This window comes from Anaerococcus vaginimassiliensis (genome assembly GCF_900626155.1).
Lineage (GTDB): Bacteria > Bacillota > Clostridia > Tissierellales > Peptoniphilaceae > Anaerococcus > Anaerococcus vaginimassiliensis.
The window spans coordinates 1,366,169-1,389,489 of the sequence record NZ_LR130844.1 but is presented as its reverse complement, the minus strand read 5'-3'; the positions used below and the strand labels follow the sequence as shown (position 1 = coordinate 1,389,489).

Annotated in this window: 24 protein-coding genes; 2 read left to right on the top strand and 22 right to left on the bottom strand. The window is 29.9% G+C overall.

Translation table 11 applies throughout. The features are described from left to right. Window positions 1–79 precede the first annotated feature (79 nt). The 6 genes from E0D87_RS06785 to E0D87_RS06760 form a co-directional block, all read right to left on the bottom strand. Window positions 80–1,855, bottom strand: a complete 1,776-nt coding sequence (locus E0D87_RS06785; protein WP_130819867.1) for a phosphatidylglycerol lysyltransferase domain-containing protein — start codon at window positions 1,853–1,855, stop codon at window positions 80–82. Beyond that, the gene (locus E0D87_RS06780) at window positions 1,856–2,557 is read right to left on the bottom strand and encodes an alpha/beta fold hydrolase (protein WP_130819866.1); all 702 of its coding nucleotides are present in this window, start codon (window positions 2,555–2,557) and stop codon (window positions 1,856–1,858) included. 91 nt (window positions 2,558–2,648) lie between these two features. Continuing rightward, window positions 2,649–3,974, bottom strand: a complete 1,326-nt coding sequence (gene mgtE / locus E0D87_RS06775) for a magnesium transporter (protein ID WP_130819865.1) — start codon at window positions 3,972–3,974, stop codon at window positions 2,649–2,651. Between the two features lie 156 nt (window positions 3,975–4,130). After that, window positions 4,131–5,381 (bottom strand): peptidase T, encoded by a 1,251-nt coding sequence (gene pepT / locus E0D87_RS06770; protein ID WP_130819864.1) that lies wholly within the window; start codon window positions 5,379–5,381, stop codon window positions 4,131–4,133. 6 nt (window positions 5,382–5,387) lie between these two features. Beyond that, window positions 5,388–6,071 carry a YjjG family noncanonical pyrimidine nucleotidase gene (locus tag E0D87_RS06765; RefSeq protein ID WP_130819863.1) on the bottom strand — a complete coding sequence of 228 codons (684 nt, stop codon included), beginning with the start codon at window positions 6,069–6,071 and terminating at the stop codon, window positions 5,388–5,390. Then, window positions 6,068–6,706, bottom strand: a complete 639-nt coding sequence (locus tag E0D87_RS06760; protein WP_130819862.1) for a Maf family protein — start codon at window positions 6,704–6,706, stop codon at window positions 6,068–6,070. Before E0D87_RS06760 ends, E0D87_RS06765 begins: the two co-directional genes overlap by 4 nt. 161 nt (window positions 6,707–6,867) lie before the next feature. On the opposite strand from E0D87_RS06760, the gene E0D87_RS06755 reads away from it, so the two are divergent. Next, on the top strand, window positions 6,868–7,833 hold the full coding sequence (locus E0D87_RS06755; RefSeq protein WP_242618453.1) for an endonuclease/exonuclease/phosphatase family protein: 966 nt from the start codon (window positions 6,868–6,870) through the stop codon (window positions 7,831–7,833). Between the two features lie 161 nt (window positions 7,834–7,994). Here the strand turns inward: E0D87_RS06755 and E0D87_RS06750 are convergent, their stop codons facing one another. The 4 genes from E0D87_RS06750 to E0D87_RS06735 form a co-directional block, all read right to left on the bottom strand. Further along, window positions 7,995–8,618 (bottom strand): YwaF family protein, encoded by a 624-nt coding sequence (locus E0D87_RS06750; RefSeq protein WP_242618474.1) that lies wholly within the window; start codon window positions 8,616–8,618, stop codon window positions 7,995–7,997. 219 nt (window positions 8,619–8,837) lie between these two features. Continuing rightward, a complete protein-coding gene (locus E0D87_RS06745; RefSeq protein ID WP_130819860.1) occupies window positions 8,838–10,379 on the bottom strand; it encodes an AbgT family transporter in 1,542 nt (513 codons plus the stop codon). Window positions 10,380–10,480: 101 nt separating this feature from the next. Next, a complete protein-coding gene (locus E0D87_RS06740) occupies window positions 10,481–11,809 on the bottom strand; it encodes a YcjF family protein (protein ID WP_130819859.1) in 1,329 nt (442 codons plus the stop codon). A gap of 65 nt (window positions 11,810–11,874) precedes the next feature. Further along, complete coding sequence (locus tag E0D87_RS06735) at window positions 11,875–12,288, bottom strand: EamA family transporter (protein ID WP_130819858.1); 414 nt, start codon at window positions 12,286–12,288, stop codon at window positions 11,875–11,877. A 106-nt stretch (window positions 12,289–12,394) separates the two neighbouring features. On the opposite strand from E0D87_RS06735, the gene E0D87_RS06730 reads away from it, so the two are divergent. After that, window positions 12,395–13,933 (top strand): NAD(P)/FAD-dependent oxidoreductase, encoded by a 1,539-nt coding sequence (locus tag E0D87_RS06730; protein ID WP_130819857.1) that lies wholly within the window; start codon window positions 12,395–12,397, stop codon window positions 13,931–13,933. Between the two features lie 102 nt (window positions 13,934–14,035). On the opposite strand, the gene E0D87_RS06725 is transcribed toward E0D87_RS06730, so the two are convergent. From E0D87_RS06725 to dnaX, 12 genes are all read right to left on the bottom strand, one after another. Continuing rightward, on the bottom strand, window positions 14,036–14,338 hold the full coding sequence (locus tag E0D87_RS06725; protein WP_004834363.1) for a glutaredoxin family protein: 303 nt from the start codon (window positions 14,336–14,338) through the stop codon (window positions 14,036–14,038). Between the two features lie 86 nt (window positions 14,339–14,424). Next, a complete protein-coding gene (locus E0D87_RS09125; RefSeq protein ID WP_165442732.1) occupies window positions 14,425–14,598 on the bottom strand; it encodes a hypothetical protein in 174 nt (57 codons plus the stop codon). A 16-nt stretch (window positions 14,599–14,614) separates the two neighbouring features. Continuing rightward, window positions 14,615–14,992 carry an HIRAN domain-containing protein gene (locus E0D87_RS06720; RefSeq protein WP_130819856.1) on the bottom strand — a complete coding sequence of 126 codons (378 nt, stop codon included), beginning with the start codon at window positions 14,990–14,992 and terminating at the stop codon, window positions 14,615–14,617. Then, window positions 14,982–15,794 (bottom strand): hypothetical protein, encoded by an 813-nt coding sequence (locus E0D87_RS06715; protein WP_130819855.1) that lies wholly within the window; start codon window positions 15,792–15,794, stop codon window positions 14,982–14,984. Before E0D87_RS06715 ends, E0D87_RS06720 begins: the two co-directional genes overlap by 11 nt. A 167-nt stretch (window positions 15,795–15,961) precedes the next feature. Then, window positions 15,962–16,447, bottom strand: a complete 486-nt coding sequence (locus E0D87_RS06710) for a hotdog domain-containing protein (protein WP_130819854.1) — start codon at window positions 16,445–16,447, stop codon at window positions 15,962–15,964. Between the two features lie 29 nt (window positions 16,448–16,476). Further along, window positions 16,477–16,740 carry a hypothetical protein gene (locus E0D87_RS06705; RefSeq protein ID WP_130819853.1) on the bottom strand — a complete coding sequence of 88 codons (264 nt, stop codon included), beginning with the start codon at window positions 16,738–16,740 and terminating at the stop codon, window positions 16,477–16,479. A gap of 84 nt (window positions 16,741–16,824) precedes the next feature. After that, the gene (locus tag E0D87_RS06700; RefSeq protein WP_130819852.1) at window positions 16,825–17,889 is read right to left on the bottom strand and encodes an enoyl-CoA hydratase/isomerase family protein; all 1,065 of its coding nucleotides are present in this window, start codon (window positions 17,887–17,889) and stop codon (window positions 16,825–16,827) included. 101 nt (window positions 17,890–17,990) lie between these two features. Continuing rightward, entirely contained in the window at window positions 17,991–19,388 is a 1,398-nt protein-coding gene (locus E0D87_RS06695) for a glycoside hydrolase family 32 protein (protein ID WP_130819851.1), read from the bottom strand. A 22-nt stretch (window positions 19,389–19,410) separates the two neighbouring features. Beyond that, entirely contained in the window at window positions 19,411–20,391 is a 981-nt protein-coding gene (locus tag E0D87_RS06690) for a substrate-binding domain-containing protein (protein ID WP_130819850.1), read from the bottom strand. Beyond that, window positions 20,384–20,989 (bottom strand): recombination mediator RecR, encoded by a 606-nt coding sequence (recR, locus tag E0D87_RS06685; protein ID WP_130819849.1) that lies wholly within the window; start codon window positions 20,987–20,989, stop codon window positions 20,384–20,386. Before recR ends, E0D87_RS06690 begins: the two co-directional genes overlap by 8 nt. Beyond that, window positions 20,989–21,327 carry a YbaB/EbfC family nucleoid-associated protein gene (locus tag E0D87_RS06680; RefSeq protein WP_130819848.1) on the bottom strand — a complete coding sequence of 113 codons (339 nt, stop codon included), beginning with the start codon at window positions 21,325–21,327 and terminating at the stop codon, window positions 20,989–20,991. Before E0D87_RS06680 ends, recR begins: the two co-directional genes overlap by 1 nt. 12 nt (window positions 21,328–21,339) lie before the next feature. Beyond that, a complete protein-coding gene (gene dnaX / locus E0D87_RS06675) occupies window positions 21,340–23,205 on the bottom strand; it encodes a DNA polymerase III subunit gamma/tau (protein WP_130819847.1) in 1,866 nt (621 codons plus the stop codon). Window positions 23,206–23,321: the final 116 nt, after the last annotated feature.

The window sequence follows — 23,321 nt, the reverse complement described above, 5'->3', positions numbered from 1 at the left end:
AAGGTCTCCTTTCACTATATCCTAGTCTTTTACTAGTATATAATATATTATACTTCTAGAAAATAAATGGTAAAATTTTTTAATCTCTTTTTGAATTTCTTTTGTCTATAAGCCCTAAGGCAATTAGTGCATATAATAGCCAATTTCCCTTTGCATATACTATATATTTTGGATCCCATATTGTAGCGTACTTTTGTTTATAATTTCTAAGTCCCTTAAAAGAATATATGCTATTAGCATGCTTGTACACAATATATGCCATTCTCTCCGATAAGTAAGCTGACTTATTTATTCCAACATTAGCAAGCGGCGCCATACCTAAATTAAAATATTTATAGCCTTTATCTTTTCCATAAATATATAAATTCAAAAATAGATAGTCCATCATGGAATTTACATTTTTAGCTAAATCATATCGCATCAAATCAATAGATAATACTTCCCTATTTTTATCAGGAATAATATTCGCAAATGCCGTTATCATCCCATCTTTATCTATAACTAGTGCTATGTCAGATTTTCCAAGATAAGTTTTATCGAAAAATCCAAGTGAAAAACCCTTCTCATCTCTTCCATCAAGCCAAGAGTTTGAAATTCGTTCTAAATCATCTAAGAATTCATCCAAATAAGGAGGGCTAACCACCTTAAATTGATAGCCATCTTTAGTAAATCTATTTAATATGTTTCTCTCAGTGGATTTTTTCCTTCCAGCAAGCGAAAAAGCCTCCAAATCGACTAAAGCATTTTCACCAAATTTCATAAAATCGTATCCATAGTCATGAAGATTCAGGGTGAATTTTTCTCCCACTTCGTAAAATATTGGATTTAATCCCGATTTAGTACAAGTATTATTAAAATCATAAAGAGCATCAGCTATATCTTGATCTTTTCCAAAAGGCTCTCCCATTACTACCACCTTGTTGTTGATGATACCGTATTGAAAAGCTACAGTTTTTTCCTTGTTTTTGTCCTTATAAAAATATAAATACTTATCTCCTAAAAATGCAAGACCAGAAGCAAGAGACTGACTACTCCCAAATTTTTCTATTAGTGTGTTTAATTCGTTTAAGTCTGTGTCATTATCTAGGATTCCACCGCGTTTCATATATGATAGAATGACTTTTGCAACTACAAGTAGCACCACTAATGTCACTATCAAATACATCCATCGATAGATCTTAATTCCCCCGCTGTATTCATTGTTATTGATATTTACAATATAGAAAAATCCAATGACTAAAGTAATAATAAGATCTATACTAATCTCTTCCCAACTATATATAAATCTTTCTTTATCTAAAATCTCTTTAGTATAATTTGATAGCAAAATTACCAAAAGTAAAGGTAGAACTGAGGTGAATCTCTCACCAGTTATTATTAGATAAAACAACGAAAATACACCTACGGGAGTGAGCAATTTGATTGCTTTCTTCTGTTTATCAAACAATAGTTTTGATAAGAGTATAAAGACAAATCCTAAGATTAAATCAATGGATACAATAATCATGCTTTTAATTTCCATATTTTGTGAGTAACTTTCAATATTTTCAAAATAATTAAATGAAATAATTGAAAGTGTCAAATAGCAACCATATATAAACAAAATCACGCTACTTAATTTTTGTAGAAATTCTTTACTAGTTTTTAAAGAAAATTCACCATATTTTTCTTTTATTTCTCTTAGCAAGTCACGTGATAGATATATAATTCCACAAAAGACTAAAAGTGCTACAAGCAAGAGTAATAAATTAACTTTTTTATCATTAGTCGATTCTCCAATTATGAAAGTGACTAGAACTAATAGTATTAAGAGCAAAAATGTTCTTATCTTATTTCTATTTACAAATAAATTCACCTATTCCTCCTTCAAAAATTCAATTACCATTTTATTAAATAATTCCGGTCTAAATCTCGCAAGCTTATGATTTTCCTTTTTTACTACTATTAGTCGTGAATCACTTATGTTCATTGCAATATTTTTTACATGATCAACGCGAATCAAATCTCTAGAACCAACTATTATAAGTACCTTTTTATCAATACTTCTTAGATCTTCTCTATCAATCTTTAAATCTTTTAGCAATAAAGCTGCTACTCTCTTATTCCTTTTAAAGAAAGGAAGAATATTCCAAAAGATATTTTCAAATAAGCTAATAGCTTTACTTAATAATTTAGTCCCATCAAACCTTATATTTGGTGCATTCAAAATCACCTTATCAACACAATCAGGATACTTTAAAGTAAAAACCAAGGCCAAATTTGCACCGTCAGAAAACCCAAGTACATGAGCTTTTTTAATTTTTAATTTAGTAAATACTTCAAATAAATCATCTGCCATTAGATCAAATGTCAGTTTATCTCTTGTATTTCCACTATTTCCATGATCTCTGAAATCTATTAAATACAAATGAAAATGATTGGATAATTCGCTAATATTGTATTCAAAGTATGAACTATCACCGCCATTTCCATGAAGAAGAAATAGATTTTCTCCACTACCTAGCTCTTCATAGAAAATATTAGTTTTGTCCTTTAATTCTACCATTCCTTTTTTCATAACAACCTCTATGATTAATTATACCAGCAATTTTAGATATAAATCTCAAAATTTCAATTTAAAAAGACCATGAATAATCATGATCTTTATCTTATATTCCTAATAATAGTGAAGCTACTTCAAAGTAAATCAAAAGTACAAGTGTATCGACAACTGTTGTTATAAGTGGTCCAGCCATTACTGTTGGATCAACGTCAAGTTTATCCGCAATTAGTGGCAAAATACCTCCCATCACTTTTGAGAAAATTATAGTTAAAATTAGGGTAATTGAAACTGTTAAATTAACTCTGATTTTGGCTTGGTCGACAATCATTAGTCTAATGAAGTTAATTATTACTAATATTATGCCTGTTATTAATCCAATACTTGCTTCTTTAGCTACAACTTTGAAAAAATCCTTAACTGATAACTCTCCGCTGTATAGTGAAGTTATCACTGTTGTAGACGCTTGGCTTCCTGCGTTTCCACCTGAATCCATCAGCATTGGTATATAAGCTGTCAGTGCCACAGCTGATGCTAATAAACTCTCATATCTATGGATAATGAAACCTGTCATTGTAGCTGTTAGTAGACAAATTATTAGCCAAGTTGTTCTAGTTTTTGCTATTTTAAAACTAGATTCTTCTAAATATGATTCTGATTGATCTGAAATACCTGTAATATTAGACATATCTTCTTGTAACTCATCATGAACAACGTCTATTACATCTTCAGCTGGTACTATTCCTATAAGTCTATTTTCCGAATCAACAACTGGTACTTCACCTAGATCATATCTATAAGAAAGCTTGGCAACAACCTCTTGATCTTCATAAGGAGTTACTGTAGCTGTTATACTTTTAGCTAATTCCTTGAGACTTTCATTTTGATTTCTTATTATATCTGCTATATAAACAAAACCAATCAATACAAGTGATTGATCTGTTAGCCATATTTGTTCAAGCTTTTCTGCGTCTAATTGAGAAGCCATAATTTTATCTAGTGCAGACTTTGGACTATCAGTCTCTTTTACAGACAGGAAGTTAACCGTCATGATAGATCCAACAGATTCTTGAGGATACCCTAAAAGTTCATTTACAACTTTTCTTCTATTGTCGTCAATATGCGTATCCATAAGTTTTTTAGTTATATTAGCTGGTAGCTCTTGCAAGGTATCTACGAGTTCATCTTCGTCCAAATCTCTAACCAGATCTTTGATGCTCTCTTCAGATAGAATATTTACTATTCTAGCTTTATTTTCAGCTCTTAATTCTGTAAATGAATCTGCAAGGAGATCTTTGTTTAATAGTTTTATCCAGATTGCGACATCCTTTTCAGGTAAAATTTCTAATTTATCAGCAATATCAACTGGATCCATTTTATTTATGGTTTCTTGGATTTTGTTGAGTTGATCAACATTATAATTTCTTTCAGTCATTAATACCTCCATATTTTACCAATTGAGGCATTAATGAAACCTCAATCAGCTCATTTTTTTAATTTTCGCCTCGGACAAGGCTCACTTAAATCCATATTTCCTCCTAAAAATAAATTACTTATATATCATACCATTATAGGAATTTTATTCATAGTATCAATCTTTTATTATCATAAGTTCTAATGTAACTAAAAATGATTTGTAAAAAGAATTTATTGGCAAATACTCTTTATTGGAATGAAAATTGAGCGCTCCAGTAAAATAATTTGGCGTTAAAATATTTCTCGTTGAAAGATAAGACCCATCAGTTCCACCTCTCATTGGTATTATTTCAGGCTCAATTCCTAGCAAAGTGTAAGCATCTTTTAATTTTTCTATTGCTAAAACATTTTCATCATCTATACAATCACATATATTTCTATAAACATCTTCAATTTCAATTTCTATCTTAGCTTTTTCGTATTTTTTTCTAAGATATTCTACTATATTCATTAAGTATTTTTTGCTTTTCTCAAAATTATCTCTATTATGATCTCTTATATTAAAATTTAAGCTTAAATCTAAAACATTTGAATGAATATCCGTAACCCAGATATATCCTTCTCTTCCCTCTGTATTCTCAGGCATTTTTGATCTATCAAGCATAGCTATAAAATCATGAGCTATCATTATTGGATTAACTAGATTATTTTTTGAGTTCATGGGATGAGCGCTTACACCCTTTATTTTTAACTTCCCACTAGCAGCGTTAAATGTTTCATAAACCAGTTCACCTAATTTACAACAATCTATGGTATAGGCAAAATCAACATCAAACTTTGAAAAATCTATTTTTCTAACACCTCTTAGACCGATTTCCTCATCTGGTACAAAAGCTAAGTATATATCTCCATGTCTTAAATGTTGATTTTCTACAATATAACTTACAGCTGTCATGACATTTGCTATAGCTGCTTTATTATCTGCACCTAAAACAGAATTTCCATCAGTTACAACAATATCATCTCCTACATAGGCCAATACATTTTCATCTTCTATAGGGGTTACCTTTATATCTTTTTCTTTATTTAAGATAATATCTCCACCATCATAATTTTTTACTATTCTAGGATTAACAATTTCTGATAAACCTACATCTACAGTATCTAAATGGCAAACCCAACCTATAGAGGGATATTTTTCTTTTGTGCCAATGTTTGAAGAAATATAAGCTTGAACTACTCCATAATCATTTAAGCTTACATCTTCTATACCTAATGAATATAAATCATCATATAGTATTTTTGCTAAAGTAAGCTGGCCCTCACTTGAAGGTATTTTTTTATTACTCTCATTTGACTGGCTTGGTATACTAACATATTTTAAAAAATTATCTAATAGTTTCTGTTTAATAATTATTTCGTCCATATAAGCCTACAATATATTAAGAACTTCACTCAAATTTTTAATTTCATAATCATAACCGACATTATTAGGATTAGATAAACCATCAGGATTAAACCAAATCGTCTTGATACCTGCTCTATTTCCTCCAGCTATATCTGAAGTTAAAGAATCTCCTATAATAACATATTCTTCTCTTTTAAATGAACCTATGCTATCAAAAATATAAGAAAAGAACTTTTCGCTAGGCTTTTCATAACCAATTAATTCAGATATGAAAACATCTTTTAAAACCCCATCAAGACCGGCACCTTTTAATTTTCCTTTCTGAGCAATAATCGATCCATTTGTTGCTGCATATTGGTTGTACTTTCCATTAAGTTTCATCACAGTTTCATATGCATTATCATTAAATACATAGGTTTTACCTAAATTTTCCTGATAAGATATATTAAAATCACTTACAACATCAGTATTGTATCCATATTGTGAGAAAAACTCTTTAAACCTTCCTTCAAGTACTTCAATCCTTGAAATCTCACCTCTTTCAAGTCTCTTCCAATATTTATCGTTAATATTTTTATACACTTTCAACCTATCATCACTTAATTCTCCTAAATTATATTCGGCAAAGCATGCTCTCATAGCATTAGCTTCTGCCATAGAAAAATTAAGTAGCGTTCCATCTATATCCCATAATATATACTTAATCAAATTTTATCTCCAATTCTTTTTGATAATTCAGCCACAGGAAGTCCTATTATTGTATTGACATCACCACAAATATAAGATACTAATCTTGGATCAAGATCTTGTATCCCATAAGCTCCAGCCTTATCCATAACATTTTTCTCATTTATATAATTATCTATAACTTCATCTAAACTATTATAGTAGTCAGTGAACCTAACTTCAGCAACAGTAAAAAACACATCTATATAGCTTGTAGATCTAAGGCAAACAGACGTAATAACATGATGAGATTTCGAAAAATAAGACATAAACATAGCTTTCGCTTGATCCAAATCCTTGGGTTTTCCATATATTTTATCGTCTATTATAACCATTGTGTCAGATGAAATATACAAAGTATTAGGTTCTAAATTAGAAATACTTGATTTTTCCTTTGCTATTTCACAACAAGTTTTGCCAGCTCTAATTAGAAAATCATCATTCTTATATAAATCCATATATCTATCTTCTATAGCTCTTTCATCTATCTCGATAGAAGATAATATAGGATTTAAAAAACTAAGTAACTCCCTCCTTCTAGGGGATTTGCTCATTAGAACTACAGATTGTATTTTTCCTAGTTCTCCATTTTTTTCATAATCATATACAAATTTCATAAATCTTATTCCTGTCATATAATTATTATTTGCTTATTATAGTCTTTACTCATTAACAACATTAATTGTATCATAGATTATTCAACAAAATAAACTAAATATATATATTATTTACTTTAACTTATATTAGTGATAGACTTAAACCTATACAAGGAGGATCTATGGCAAAGAGAATATTAAAATATATATTGTATCTAATTATTATTTTGTTTATTCTTCTACTATCTTATTTGTGGGTAACTGAGTATAAACCAAATGATAAGGAAGAACTAAATATTGATGGAAATTCTCAGAATATACTAAGTATAAACAATGAATACAAAATAATGACATGGAATATTGGCTACGGAGGGTTAGATAAAGATACTGACTTTTTTATGGATGGTGGAAAGATGGTTCTGCCTATAAGTAAAGAACATGTAGAAAATGCCCTTGATGGAATACTTCAAAGTATAAAAGATATAAATGCAGATTTTAATCTAATCCAAGAAATAGATGAAGATTCAAAGAGAACATATAACATCAACGAAGTAGAGATGTTCAGAGAAAATTTATTAGGTAATTCTATCTTCGCTTATAACTATAAGGTTAAGTATGTTCCATATCCAATACCACCAATGGGAAAAATGAATTCTGGTATTCTTACTCAAACTAAATTTAAGATATCAGAAGCATTTAGATATCAACAACCAATTCCTCACAAATTTCCTACAAGGCTTGCAAACCTAAAAAGAGGATTTGGCGTAAGCTATTTAGATATTGAAGGCACTGATAAAAAATTAGCATTAGTAAATGTGCACCTAGACGCCTATGAAAATGGCAACAACGGTAGAATTGCCCAGATTAAACAGATATTTGATTTTATTCAAAACGAATATGACATGGGTAACTATGTTGTAGTTGGAGGAGATTTTAATCAGGAGTTGAGAGAAAATTATAAGGCAGAAAGGATTAGTGAATATTGGAATCCTAGTGATTTCCCACATGATATAGTCACAAAAGATTTTAAACTTGTATATGGCGATAATGTCAATTCATCAAGACTTAACAATACTCCCTATAATCCTAATGATTCTTACGAATGTATTATAGATGGATTCATAGTAAGTAAAAACATTGAAGTGTAAGGCGTTAAGGTAGAAGATTTAGGATTTAAAAATAGTGATCATAATCCAGTTACGATGAAATTTATATTAAAATAAAAGTGGTGTTGGCTAATAAGTACATCTATTGGCCAACACCACTTTTTAATATATAGGAAACTTGATATATTATCTTGTTCATATATTTAACATTTCAATTTATTCCTTAAAATTTTTCTTGCTATGCCATTTAAAGCATAAATGCCTAATACTAACAGCAAACTGATAGCTAATAATAAAACTATGCTAGGAATATCAATTCCAAGGGATTCTGGTAAGTTTCTCAAATATCCATAGTTTGCATCAAAAATATAATTTGCTAAGTAAATTATTAAATTGATTCCTAAAGTAACTTTTATTATATATTTAAGGTCAAGATCTTCCCTATTATTTGTTATAAACATAAGCCCGCTTGCAATAAGCATGGTATGTGCACAAACATAAGTTACATTTGTAATATGTGGCCACATGAATTTTGATGGATCTGGTATTGAGTAAGCTACTAATGGTCCGATAATTGCCATATAGGAAAAATAACTAGCCAACTTATATTTTTTAGTAAAGTAAGCTATGGGCATCATAAATGCAGCTACTCTACAATGGTATAGTGGCAATCCCTCTTTTAAAAATATAACTTTTCCTTTGTAATACCAGTAAATCAAAGATAATTCTACTAATATTATAAAAACAAATTGAAATTCTAAGAGTTTTTTGCTATATCTAAATTTATAAGAAAATAACAAATATATAATCAAAAATATCCACACCATGCCCATACTTATATTAGTTTTAGGGTCTGGCGTATGTCTAAAAAAATACTCCATTCTTATGTCTCTTTCTTTCTAAAATAAATTTATGTAAGTTTTAAAATTCTTTTATAATATATTAATCATTATAACATGTTTACTTTAATTTGTATTAAATTATAAAAAAAGAGATAGCACTAATTATCCTCAATGCTATCACTTAATTTAAATCTTATTTAATTGTTATACAGTAAGTGGTGCACCAGGGCCAAGTGGTATTCCGAAAGCCATCCAAATTATTAACAATACTGACCAAAGTAATAAGAAGGCCATTGAATAAGGTAACATTGTAGAAATTAAAGTACCCAATCCTCTGTCTTTATCATATTTTTGCATGAAAATTACAATCATAGCAAAATAGTTCATTAGTGGCGAAATAATATTTGTTGATGAATCTGCGATTCTATAAGCCATTTGAGTTAACTCTGGGCTTAGTCCCATTTTAAAGAACATTGGTACAAATATTGGTGCCATTATAGCCCATTTTGCAGATGCCGAACCTATAAACAAGTTTATGAATGCAGATAGAATTATAAATAGAATAATTAGTGGTATTCCTGTTAATCCTATTGCTTCTAAGAATTCTGCTCCCTTTACTGAAAGTACTGTTCCAAGATTTGTATAAGCAAAGAAAGATACAAATTGTGCTGCGAAAAATGCTAACACTAAGAAACCTGACATTGATTTCATAGCTTGGCTCATTGCTTCTACTAAATCATTTGATGAATTGATCTTTCCTACAGTTTTTCCATAAACAACACCTGGGATTAAAAATAATAGCAAAATTGCAAATATTAAACCGTTTCCTAGGAAGTGTTGGATATTGACATCCCCACTCTTGTCAGCTTCTTTTAAGATAGCATTTTGTGGTGCCATAGCTAAAATAAGAATAACTACAAAAATAAGAATTGCGATTAGAGAGTTTCTTAAAGCTTTTTTCTCAAGATCTGTAATTGGCTTATCATCATGAACATAAGATCCCTTGTATTCACCAAGGTTTGGAATTACTATTTTTTCTGTCACTAATGTACCTACTATTGTCAATATAAATGTAGATACTATCAAGAAATACCAGTTGCCTGTTACATCTACAGTTTCAGATATTTTAGACGCTCTCAAAGCCTCGTTAGTAATACCAGCAAGTAATGCGTCTGTAGGTCCAAATATTAGGTTTGCAGAAAATCCACCAGATACACCTGCAAATGCTGCTGCAAGTCCTGCAATTGGATGTTTACCAGCTGATGCAAAAATCATTGCTCCAAGTGGAACTACAACAACATAGCCTGCATCTGATGCAATATTTGATATAATTCCGGCAAAAACAACTGCGGCTGTCAATAATACAGATGGAACATTAGATAATAACTTTTTAAGTCCTGTATCAAAGAATCCTGCATATTCTGCAACTCCTACACCGAGCATTGCTACAAGTACAGTACCCAAAGGTGCAAAACTTGTGAAGTTTTCAACAACAGAGTTTACCATATATCTGATACCATCAGCGTTTAATAAACTTATTGCTGCAAGCTCTACATTTTCTTCTGCCTTAGCATCGTAATAGTTAACTGTAACGTTAGACTTTGCTGCTAGGGCTGATATAACTGCAAGAATTGCAATCATAATTACAAATATCATAGCAGGATGCGGTAGGGCGTTACCCACTCTTTCTACACCTGCAAGAAAACCTTTTGACGAGTTGTCATTAGATTTGTTTTTGTTAGCCATTGCTAACCTCCTTTACAAATTTTTTACACATTTAATGATTATATTTCTTTGATATCAATTAGTCAAATTAATTTTATATACAAAAAAATTAGGCGATGAGCCTAACTTTTCTTCTTTTCTTCCTTTATTTTCTTTTTATAATCCTTGCTTACTTTCTTTATATCTATTCCTTCAATATAATATTTTTTAGCAGCATCTCCTATTGTTTTAGTTCCGAATGCTGCTATTGATGCACTGATAGCACTTCCAGCTCCAGGAACAAACTTCAATATTTGTTGAGCAGTAAATCTAAAAATATTACCGGTAACTCCTACAGCACCTATGGATACTAGAAATTCTCTTGCGCTTTTTGCAGATACATCTCTACCGCCAAGTCCTGCTATCAAACTAACTAGAAGTATTTGTATAGCGATTAGAGGATATACATCTGCAACAGGGATTGGGGTTAATGCGATAGTTCCGGCAAAGCCTGCAAATATCTTAATAAGTTTATCGGTTAAGTTTATTAAAATATTTTCCATCCTACAAGCTATCTTTAATCCAATTAAAGCGTCGTAATCTGATATTGAGTTTTCTAAAGCATCTAGGAGTTTCTCTATTCCATATCTACCATCAAATCCAATCTCTAATTCTTCTAGTTCTGCCGGTGGTAAATCATTTATAGCAAGTGTATCTATAAACTCCCCATCTATCTGCCATTCAATTAGAGAAGAAGCTGGTAATATTTCGTTTACCTCAAGCCCACCTTCCATAATAATTTGTCCATAATATTTTATAACTTCATCTATATTATTATTTTTACTAATTGGGTATTCTTTTGGGTCTTTAAATCTTGAAGGTGCAAGTTCATCAACCTTGTTAATTACAGTAATAATAGGTAATTCAACTCCATTATTTTTTCTATAATCTTCGCTTATTTCTCTTAAGAAATCAACATCAGAGTTTATATCATCTCTATGGCTCGCGTTTAGCATAAAGATGCAAACATCAGGTAGAAATGTATTAACTTCTTTTTTAATCATATCTTCGGCAGAAATTTTGTTGTCTATAGCAATTGATTCGGCAATTCCCCTAGTATCTAAGATTTCCATCAAGACTTTTCCATCATCTACATAATCGTATTTGTTGGCATATTGTGTATTGGAATAAACATCATTTACAGGTGCGAGATATTTACCACTAATGGCGTTTATCAGTGAGCTTTTCCCTACACCAGTTCTTCCTATCAAAAATATCTTAGGTGGTCTATGATGGTCTAGCTCACTCATTAGCTTGCTTAGATCTTCATCATCAAAAACAAGCTCTTTTATTTGATTTTTCATACTTTTTGGAAATGCATCAGGAAGAGAGTCCAGAACTTTTTCCATATTTTTATATACCTTTTTAATTCTTTCTATAGCTTGTCTTGCATTTAGGTCTTTGTTATTCATTTTTTCTCCTTTATAGAAATTTTAATACTTGCTTTAAAATATTGTTTAATTTATTAAATTTAATTCTAAATAACCATAATAAATGTTCCGATTCCAATAAGTATAGCTCCTATAATTGATTTTTGTGTAAACTTTTCCCCAAGAAAAATAAAAGCCATTATAAATGTCAATATAACACTCGCCTTATCAACAGCTACAACCTTAGATACTTGCCCAGATTTAATTGCTGCATAATAACATAACCAAGACAGTCCAGTTGCAAGTCCCGACAGAATTAAATACAACCATGATTTATTAGATATATCGTGTATTCCTGTTTGAGCATTTGTAGTAAATACTATAAGCCAGCTCATAATAACCACAACCAAAGTTCTAATTGCTGTAGCTAAATTTGAATTTACATTTTCAATTCCAATTTTTGCAAGAATTGATGTGACTGCCGCAAAAAATGCTGATAATATTGATAAAATCAACCACATACCATATCTCCTAACTCCATTATCCTATAAGGTAATTATACCCAAAATCATTATTTTTCTTAATACGGTAATCTTCTGGTAAAATAATATAAGAAACGGAGGAAATATGTTACTTCTTAGAAATATAAAAGTGCCTTATGACGCTAATGAAAGTGAACTTAAAAAAGAAATAGAAAAAACAATACAAAAGAAAATAGACTCTTTTGAAATATATAAAAAATCAATAGATGCTAGAAAGGGTGTCTATTATGTATATCAAGTGTTAATTGATACAGAGCTAAATCCTAAAACAATCAAAAAGCTTAAACATAATGTATCAGAATATAAAGAGGAAAACCTAACTTTAGAAAATAAGAACAAGGTTAAATCTGCAGTAATAGTTGGAGCTGGCCCTGCTGGTTTATTTGCTGCTATAAGCCTTGCCAAGGCAAATGTAAAGGTAGATATAATAGAGCAGGGTCAAAAAATAGAAGATAGGTTAAAAACTATAGAAGATTTTATAGAATATAATAATTTTAATAAAAGATCTAACATCCAATTCGGAGAAGGAGGTGCTGGTACTTTTTCTGACGGAAAGCTAACTTCAAGATCAAAAGACAAGCGTTATAGAGAAATATTTAAAATTTTGGTTGAAAATGGAGCTCCAGAAGATATTTTATATGATCATCTCCCTCACGTTGGTACAGATATCCTAAGAAAAGTTATAATTAACATAAGAAAATCAATCGAAAGCCTGGGAGGAAAATTTCATTTTAATGAAAAATTCATAGACATAGACATTGCAAATGAAAAAGTCAATGGTCTTATTACTGACAAATCTACTTACCAAGCAGATGAATACATCTTAGCTTTAGGAAATTCATCTAGGGATACCTTTATTATGCTAGATAAATATATTAAAATAATCCAAAAACCATTTGCAGTTGGTTTTAGAATAGAGCACCTACAAGATTACATTAACTTTAGCCAATACAATATAAGAGACTTTCGACTACCACAGGCAAGCTACCAATTAAATTACACGAATAAAGAAAAAGGGTTTTCTGTTTATAGTTTTTGTATGTGTCCTGGTGGTTATGTCGTAAATGGCTCTAGTGAAAAAGAAGAACTCTGTGTAAATGGAATGAGCTACCATGATAGGTCAAATACAAATGCAAATGCTGCTATAGTATGTACTGTAAATAGTAATATCATAGGAGAAGGAAATCTGGCAGGAATAGAGTTTCAGAGAAATATCGAGAAGAAAGCTTTTAAACTCGGTGGATCAAATAACAAAGCACCTGTCCAAAGACTTGGAGATTTTTACGAAAACAAACCTAGCGAAAGTATCGGGAAAGTTAAACCTAGCAATCAAACTGGATATACATTGGCTAATTTAAACGAGATTTACCCAGAATTTATAAATGATGCAATCAAAGAGTCAATCAAAGTATTTGATAAAAAATTGAAGGGCTTTTTAAATCCTGATGCAATACTTACTGGTGTTGAAACCAGAACTTCGTCTCCAGTTAGAATAGAAAGAGAAAATTACTCAACAAAATATAAAAACCTAAGGCCAATTGGTGAAGGTGCCGGCTACGCTGGTGGGATAGTTTCATCTGCACTTGATGGAGTAAAATGTGCTATAGAAATATTAGAAGGATAGTTGTTGTAAATATATTTCATAGTTAAGATTCAAGTAATATATAAAGGAGTGGTAATATTATCTACCACTCCTTTTAATCTTAAAATTATCTTTAAATTACTTTTATTTTCTATTCTTCTTATTTTCTTGTGCTTTTTCCAAAAAGTTTTCCTTAGCGTAAGCAATGATATCATCAGATTCATACATTGCTTTTCCATCAATAACCATGCATGGCACTTGTACTTTGCCACCAGCTTCAATCAATTTATCTTGATTTTCATAGCCAGAAGTTTGATCTTCTATATTATAGGAAGGATATTTAATAATATCATTATCCCTAAAGTAATTCAACACTTTTAAACAAAATGGACAATCAGGTTTAAAATATAGTTCAAAGTCCCATTCTCTATTAATATCTTTTCTCATAATTATCCTTTCTTTTTTCCTATCAATCTCTGTTTTATTAATACCCTATTTAATTAAATACAAACTACTATTTACCAATAATTATCCTATCCAAATATATTAGCAATTCCTAGAAGAAAACACCCTACAATAATTAAACTGATTCCAATCACTTCGAATAAGTTTTCTTTGCTCTTGTCTTTTTTATAACTTTCTAAGTATTTCTTATAATTACCTGCATATCCAATTGCTATCAATAAAAATCCTATTCCTCTAAGCACATGCCCTCCGTATCTTTTATTTCTCATTATCTAGCAAAAATATAGCTATCTCAATCTTATACCATTTTCCCTTAAGTTTTATAGACCTAACTCTCGCACAAAGTTTTTTGCCAGCATCCATTAGTCTTGCAAAAATTACATTGTCAGCCTGTGGAATATAGCCTATTTTCTCATCATTATCTGTAATTAGCTTTATAGCTTGAAGGTCGTATTCATTATCTTCTTCTCTTATGCAAGTTAATTTATCATCAAAGTTTAGATTTTCAGCAATTTCTTCTATATTTTCAATATAACTTGTCCCTGCAACATGAGTGTCAAATAGGTAAATTTCTCTAGCTTTTTCTTCTCTTACTCTGTTAGGTTTAATTATCTTTAAATTGTGATTATTTTTCATGACACTTTTCCAGCAGTATTTTTATTTCTTCTTGAAGACTTCTTATCGCTACATCTAAAGAATCAATCTTTTTTGATATTTCATTATATTTCTTATTTATATCCCCGGTACTTGCTAAAAGTTTTTTATAAATCCACGGATCTTTTTCATACAAAGAATCAATTTTTATATTTACATCTTCAATTGATTTTTCGAGGTTTTGCTTTTCTTTATATAAAATATTCGTAGGTTTGGACCTATAATTTTCACCTAGATTTCTTTCCAGCATATTATCTATTGTCCTAATAGATGCAAAATCATAATATGTGAATGCCAACAAAGAATTTATATATAAATCTGCCTTACTAGGGCTAAGGTTATTATTTATTAGAGGATGAATCTTTGTAATTATATTCTTGTAAGATTTTTCAAATTGTCCATGATCTCGATTAGACAAAGAACTTTTAGTGTTTTCATTTAATGCTTCGTTTATTTCCATAAGTTTTTCATCAAGCTCAATCTCTTCCTTGTGAAATTTCTGACTTATAATCTTATCTAGCCTTTTAAAGTCAACAAAGTCATATTTATCTATATATTTTCCTAATAGATACTTTTCTTCCTTTAATTTATTATAAACTAGTTTTCTGCTCAAATATTTATACTCTATTGATCCAAATGTTCTAATATATTTAATTTTAAGTTGATAAGATTCGTGTACCAAAATTTCATCATACTTATAAACAGTATCTAGAAGTTCTTTTCGCAAGATTTTTACAGATTCACTTAAATTATCAGTATTGGGAAATTGTAATATTTTAACCATAATTTATCTCCTATTATTTATAGTTTATATTATCTAACTTTAATTTACAATGAATATTTTTTCATATATATAAAAAAATAACGACTACAGTTTCATTCGAGCAGTCGTTACTTTTGAAAATTTCAACTAGATGTTGTATTGTTATGAAATTAAATGTCTAATTCCGATTACATATTATCCTTTACTCCTACTGCAACCATCTTAGCTTCAGCTCTAAGTTCATCTTTTGCATACATTTGCATCAATAAAATAACTTTTCTATCAGTCATTTCAAGAGGCTTAGCTATAACTTTTACTATTTCACCCATAGGAGTAGGTTTTTTATAGTCAATTTCAAGTCTAGCTGTGATAAATCTTTTAATAATGGTATCTTCCCTAAGTTCTAATCCATTTTTTATGTGGTTAAAATAAGCAGCTGAGGCTGTTCCATGGCAATCAAATATCATAGCAATCATTCCACCAAATAGATTTGCTGGAACTCCACCTGTGTATTGACCATCTGGCACAATCTCAGTAACACAAGTATTTTCTTCATCGCCTGGATATGATTTTAGATGTAGTCCATTTTCATTCTTGCTACCACAGCCCCAACAGTGCTTAAATCTTTCACCATAAGTATCTTGAATTGCAATTTTCATCCTATCTTCACTCATAGTATCTCCATATAAATCTAATATATAAGTTATAAAATATTATAACCAATAAACATCATAATAGGAAATGCTAGCATTAGCAATGCATTTAATATCCCAAATACCAACGATTTTTCCTTAATAGAAAATAGCACGCCTATTATTCCAAAAGCTGGACACAAAAACAATGTACTAAGACCGATTGGTTTTAAATTAGTGTAAGAATTTAATATATCTGTTGGAACAACAAATGATACGGCTAAAAGTAATACTCCAATTATAAAAAATACCATACTTACCTTTGTTTTTCTCATAATTTCCTCCTCTGTTTCTATATTTATACCCAAATCTTATAATTAACCATAAAAAACAGCCGTATTGACAGCTGTTTTTAGAAATTATAAATTTATATTTTCCTTATTAGTTTTATCAATTGATAAAAGATTCTTTACTGTTTCTTCATCAACCTTTGCTAAAGAATCTTCTGGCCAATTCGCCTTATGATTTTTATCGATAATGACCGCTTTTATTCCTTCTTGCATTGATCCAGACTTTACACTATGACGTAATATTTTAAGATCTAAGTCTATTGTATCTTGATAATTTAGATTTTTACAAACAAAATATTTTTCAAACTGAACTTTTAGCATTAATGGGTATCTTTCGTCAAATTCTTCTAAACAGTCTTTGGCAAATTCATCCTTGCTATTATTTAATTTCTCAAATATATCTTCTATACTTTCTCCATTAAAATATTTATTTATACCATCCAAGTTTTTTTTGATTTTTGATGAATTTTCGGTATTTTGATATTTTATGATTGATTCTCTAAATTTCTCAATCAACTTATCTCCAGAATAATCTCTTGATAAGTTAAATAAGTTTTTAATTGCTTTATTATAATCATTAGAGTTGATGTAAAAGTCAGCAAGACCAAATTCCATTACATCGCTTGCCCCTAAACTTTTCCCTAAAAGTCCCACATATTGACCTACTGCTTGAGGTAGCATTGATATATAATGACACACTCCTACATCTGGCACAAACCCAAGTCTTGTCTCAGGCATTGCCCAATTGACAGTTTCATCTACAATTATAAAATCAGAATTAATAGTAAGTCCAATTCCTCCACCCATAGTTACTCCATACCAATGACTAACTACAGGCTTTTTATATATCGAAAGGTACTTGTCTAAATCAAACTCTTCTACGAAAAATTTTTCTTTATTAGATAAATCTTCATTATTTATAAGATCATCATATAAGGATTTTAAATCTCCTCCAGAACAAAATCCCTTATCAGATGTAGAATCAAGTAGAACCGCTCTTACATTGTCATCTCTTTCCCATGATTCTAATGTACTTTTTATATTTCTTACCATATCTATATCTAAAGCATTTATAAGATTTGGTTTCGCTAGGTAAATCACTCCTATATTTTCAATAATTTTAGTCTCTATCATAAATCCTCCTTAGGATATAAATTTATCTCTTACCTTATATCCTTACCCTTTTTAGAATTTTCAAATAAAAAACCTAACTTCAAGTAAAAGTTAGGTTCTAATTATTTTATAATTATATTTTTTAAAGGGTAAATGGTAAAGTCTAAATCTTTCGAATAAAATAAATAGTCTAATGAATAAACTCTAGTACTTAATACATAGGAGCCATCATTGATAAATATCTCTAATGAAGACTTATCTGAGTAAATTCTAATGTTTTCAATATTTTCTATTTTGATTTCTCTAATCTTTCTCCCATAAGAACTTTCTCCCATATCTAGAGTTAAAGTTTCTTCTTGGTATGATAATTTAACATCCTTTCTTAGATTTATCTCAAAGTCAGAACTTATATCATTAGAAAACGCCTCATAAACCTGTAAGTTACACTTACCTCCTCTTTCAAGGCTTAACTTTTCTTCTCTTAACTTACAAAGTTCGGATATTGGTTTTTGATATAGCTTTCCTTCATCATATTTCAATTCTCTTGGTATAGTTAGACAATGTTGCCATTTATATTCTATGGTAGGATTTGTATAATTAGCATCTGGCATACCCATCCAAGCTATCAGAATTCTTCTACCATTTTCATCTTCAAAAGTTTGAGGAGCATAGAAATCAAATCCATAATCTAATTCGTAAAAATCTCCCAACTCATACTTCTTATTTTCTAAGTCCATATTTATAGGGAAGAAACCAGCTTGATAGATATTTTGATATTTAAAATCTTCTTTCTCTACTCCCTGAGGGCAACATATGAGGATTCCTTGCTTATTTAGTTTAAAATAATCTGGACACTCCCACATGTAACCGAAGTTTTCTACACTTTCAATAGTCATAAAATATGAGAAATCTTTTAAATCACTAGATTTATAAACTAAAACTAGTCCCTTATCCTCTCTATTTCTTGCTCCCAAAAACATATAATAAAAATTATTCTCATTGAATATTTTAGGATCTCTTACATGTTTAGTCATATTTTTAGGATAATCTGAATTAGTTAACAAAAGCTCTTTACAACCGTAAGTTACTCCATCTATTGATTTAACTCTGATTGTGTTGTGTTCTCTTCCATCGTTTACGTAGTCATAATCACCATCGTATTTGACATTTCCAGTATAGAAAAAGTTAATTTCATTATTAGCTACAAAAGCTGATCCTGAGTAGGCTCCATCTCTATCAAACTCACTATCCGAGTATATGAAAGGTTCTTCTCTAGTAAAATTGATCAAGTCTTTACTTGAAACATGCCCCCATAATATATCTTTTTTATTTTCATCAAACGGTGAGTACTGAAAATATATATGATATGTTCCATCAACTTGGCATAAACCATTTGGATCATTTAACCAACCTGATTTAGGATATATATGAAAACAAGGTAAGAATGGGTCTTTAGAAACTTCTTCAGACATTTGTTTCAGCTTATCTAAATTATTATGGTAGTATTTTTTATCAAGCATTTATAACTCTTTCTTGTATTTATTATTTATAGTAATAAAAATCATCCGATGGTCTATCTCCATGACAAATATCTAGTTTAAGTTTATCAATGCCATCAAGATATATATTATACAGTCCCTTCATAGTGTCCCCATCAATATAAACTACATCCATATTCTTATAAATATTCATTGCATCGTCGCTACTTAAATCATATCTATTGATAATGTTAGCTGAGATTTCGGGATTATCTTTAAGCTTTTCTGTAGTTACTTTTAAATCATCTAAAAATCTATCAAAAGTAGATTTTTTGTCTTTTAAAAATTTATTGTTAACAAGTACTACTTCGGAAACTATATCACTATCAACACTTAATTTTTCATCTGATAGATAAGGCATAATTTCAGTCAAGTTATAAACTGTACTTTTTTTATTATTCTTGATTTTACTTAGATAAGGCTCAGACACTACAGCAATATATGAATCATTTGCATTGATATAATCTTCTAATTCTTTTATGTTCTCATAAAATAAAACATCAATCCCAAATACACCTTTTATTATTGATAGTTTTGAATCTAATGCTTTTTTGTACACACTTCCCATATCTCTAATTAATAATTTTTTTCCAAACATGTCTTTGGGTGAATTTATTTGAGTATCACTAAGGGCATAAAGGTTATTTACAAGACTAATAGCAGCAATGCTAACGCCAGAGTTAGTTGTATTATATATGCTTGGTGCTAAAATCGCTGGTACTATTGCAATATCAAAATTACCATCCATTATTTTTTCTAAATCATCAACATCAGTTGGATTATAGGAAAAATCATCGTTATTTTTCATTGAGTCTAATAAAATACTAGAGGCAAAACTTGTTGACTTGATATCAATCGCACTTGCTATTGGTTTTGGATCTGTTTGACTAAAACTTTCGTCAATTTTATCTTCTTTTTTAACAGAGCAAGCTACTAGTATCAGGGTTAAACACATCATAATTATTAATCTTTTTATCTTAATCAATAATTTCCCTCCTATCTTCTAAAGCTCTTTCTAAGGTTAACTGGTCGAAATACTCTAAGTTTGAACCTACTGGTATACCTTGAGCAAGCTTAGTAATCTTTACATTGAGCTTTGATAGAATGCTTGATAAGAATAAAATTGTAGTTTCACCCTCTATAGTAGAAGAAATCGCTATAATAACTTCTTTTATGTCTTCTTTTTTGATTCTTTCTAGTAATTTGTCAATATTTAGCTCATCTGGTCCTATCCCATCTGAAGGTGAAATAAGCCCACCGAGAACGTGGTAGCGTCCCCTGTAGGCATTAGATTTTTCTATAGCTATGAGATTTCTAACATCTTCTACTATGCAAAGATATTCTTCGTTTCTTGTTATATCCTTACATATATCGCAAATATCTTCTTCAGTCAAATTTCCACAAATCTCACATTTATGAATTCTATCCTTAACTTCTAATAGACTTTTAGAAAAATCTTCTACTTTTTTTCTATCATCATCTACTATAGACATAGCCAACCTTTCCGCGCTTTTCCTGCCTATAGTTGGAAGTTTTTGAAACTGTTCTATTAGATTTGTCAAAGATTCTGGAAATAAAGCCATTACATTAATCCAGGTATATTTATTCCACCTGTAAGTTTACCCATTGTTTCTTCGTTATAGTTAGCTGCTTTAGTCATAGCGTCATTTATAGCAACCATAATCAAGTCTTCTAACATTTCAACATCTTCTGGATCTACTACATCAGGATTAATTTTTACACTAAGTACTTCTTTTTTCCCATTGACTGTAGCTTCTACTACTCCACCACCTGCTGATGATGAAAATTCTTTTTCTTCAATTTCAGATTGGGCCTTTTCCATTTGCTCTTGCATCTTTTTTACTTGTTTCATCATATTGTTCATATTAGGTGCGCCACCTCTAAATCCGCCTCTTGCCATTTTATTTCTCCTTTACTTAATTATTAGATCTTCTCCAAATATTTCCTTAAGCTTATAAATTTCAGCATTTTTTTCTATATTTGAAGTATCACCATCATTTTTTATTATATTTTTACTTTCGTCTACTATATCTTCATCACTTGAATTTATAGAAACTGATTTTTCTTCTACATCTAAAGTTTCTTCTATGTTTTCTACTTCAGTAGACGTTTGACTTTCACTTTCTAGTTCAGAAGTTTTTTTTTGACTAGATTTTTCTAAATCTTTGTAATCTCCCAAACTAAAGGAAATTTCCCTAGAAAATATTTCTCCCAAAGATTTGCTAATCTCTTCAGTTTTGGTCTGGACAAAAATACCATAGAAATCATCCTTTAGATATAAGATAAATTCTCCAGGTTTATAGGTATAATAAAACCCATCTGAATCAAACATCGGCTTTAGCATTCTACCAGCTATATTGATTATAACATTTTTTATGTCTTCAATCATATTTTCTGGTAAGTTTACTATTTCAGGATTTTTTTTATGATCATCTATGTTATCTTGATCGATTTTTTCAGATTCATCTTTAGACTCTATTACTTCAGGTTCGATAATAGTTTCTTTAGTAGACATTATTTGAGTATCATCTTCATTTCCTACGTTTACAAGATTACTGCTAGTTGAATTACCTTGCAAAGATAAATCTAATTTATCTAGATTTTTTAGTTTATCATTAACCAAATCATTGACCAGACTAACAAGATCATCAGCATTTCTCATCTCTAGATATCTAATTCTAGAATCAAGAGAAGATATATCCTTGGTGTTAATAAGTCTAACAACTAAAAGCTCTATGATTAAATCAGTGTTTTCTGAATATCTTAGCTTGTTAGAGTATTCACTTAGGATATCTAACATATCCAGCAATCTTTCAATATCAATATTTTCAGAACTTTTTTTAATAAAATCTAGTCTTTCTTTGTTCTCAAAGTTTGACTCATCTTCAGTCATCTTATATACCATTATATCTCTAAGGTAATAAGTTAGAGAATCGAGTATATCCTTATTTGACTTATTATTCTCTCTTAGGCTAAAGATATAAGACAAGGCTTCTTTTTGATTAAAAGAAAAGATAGATGATGTAAGTTTATCAATATCATAGAAATCTACTACTCCCAAAAGCTCCTCAACATCAGATATCTTAAAATCCTTGCTATCATATGATATAACCTGATCAAGTATACTTAAAGCATCACGCATAGCGCCATTTGCTTTTCTAATAATTAGATCAATAGCTTCATTTTCCATTTTTATATCTTTATCATCTAGAATAATATTGATTTGTTCCTTAATTTTACTTGAATCTATTTTATTAAACTCAAAATTTTGAACTCTAGATAAAATTGTATTTGGAATTTTGTCAATCTCAGTTGTTGCAAGAATAAAAACTAAATGACTTGGAGGCTCTTCCATGATTTTTAAGAGAGCATTGAAAGCTTCTCTTGTAATCATATGAGCCTCATCTATAATATATACCTTATACTTCAACTTATTAGGTGGGTATATTACATTATCTTTAAGATTTCTAATATCATCTATTCTTCTATTACTTGCAGCATCCATCTCGATAATATCGATTGTAGATTCATCATCAATAGCCTTACAATTCTCACACTCTAAACAAGGCGATCCATCTTTTGGATGAAGGCAATTGATAGCCTTAGCAAATATTTTCGCACAGGTGGTCTTTCCGCAACCACGTTCTCCAGCAAATATATAAGCATGGGAAAAATTATTATTTTTTACTTGATTTTTAAGGACATTTACAACCCTATCTTGGCCTAGGACTTCATCGAAGGTCTTGGGTCTGTACTGCCTATACAAAGCTTTTGCCATAAAATTTCCTTTCTACTAAGCTATTATACCACAAGTATAACTTATAATGAAAAGAAGAAACCTGTAACAATTGTTTACCTTATAATGTAAATCTTTTGCAAATAATAATAATCTAT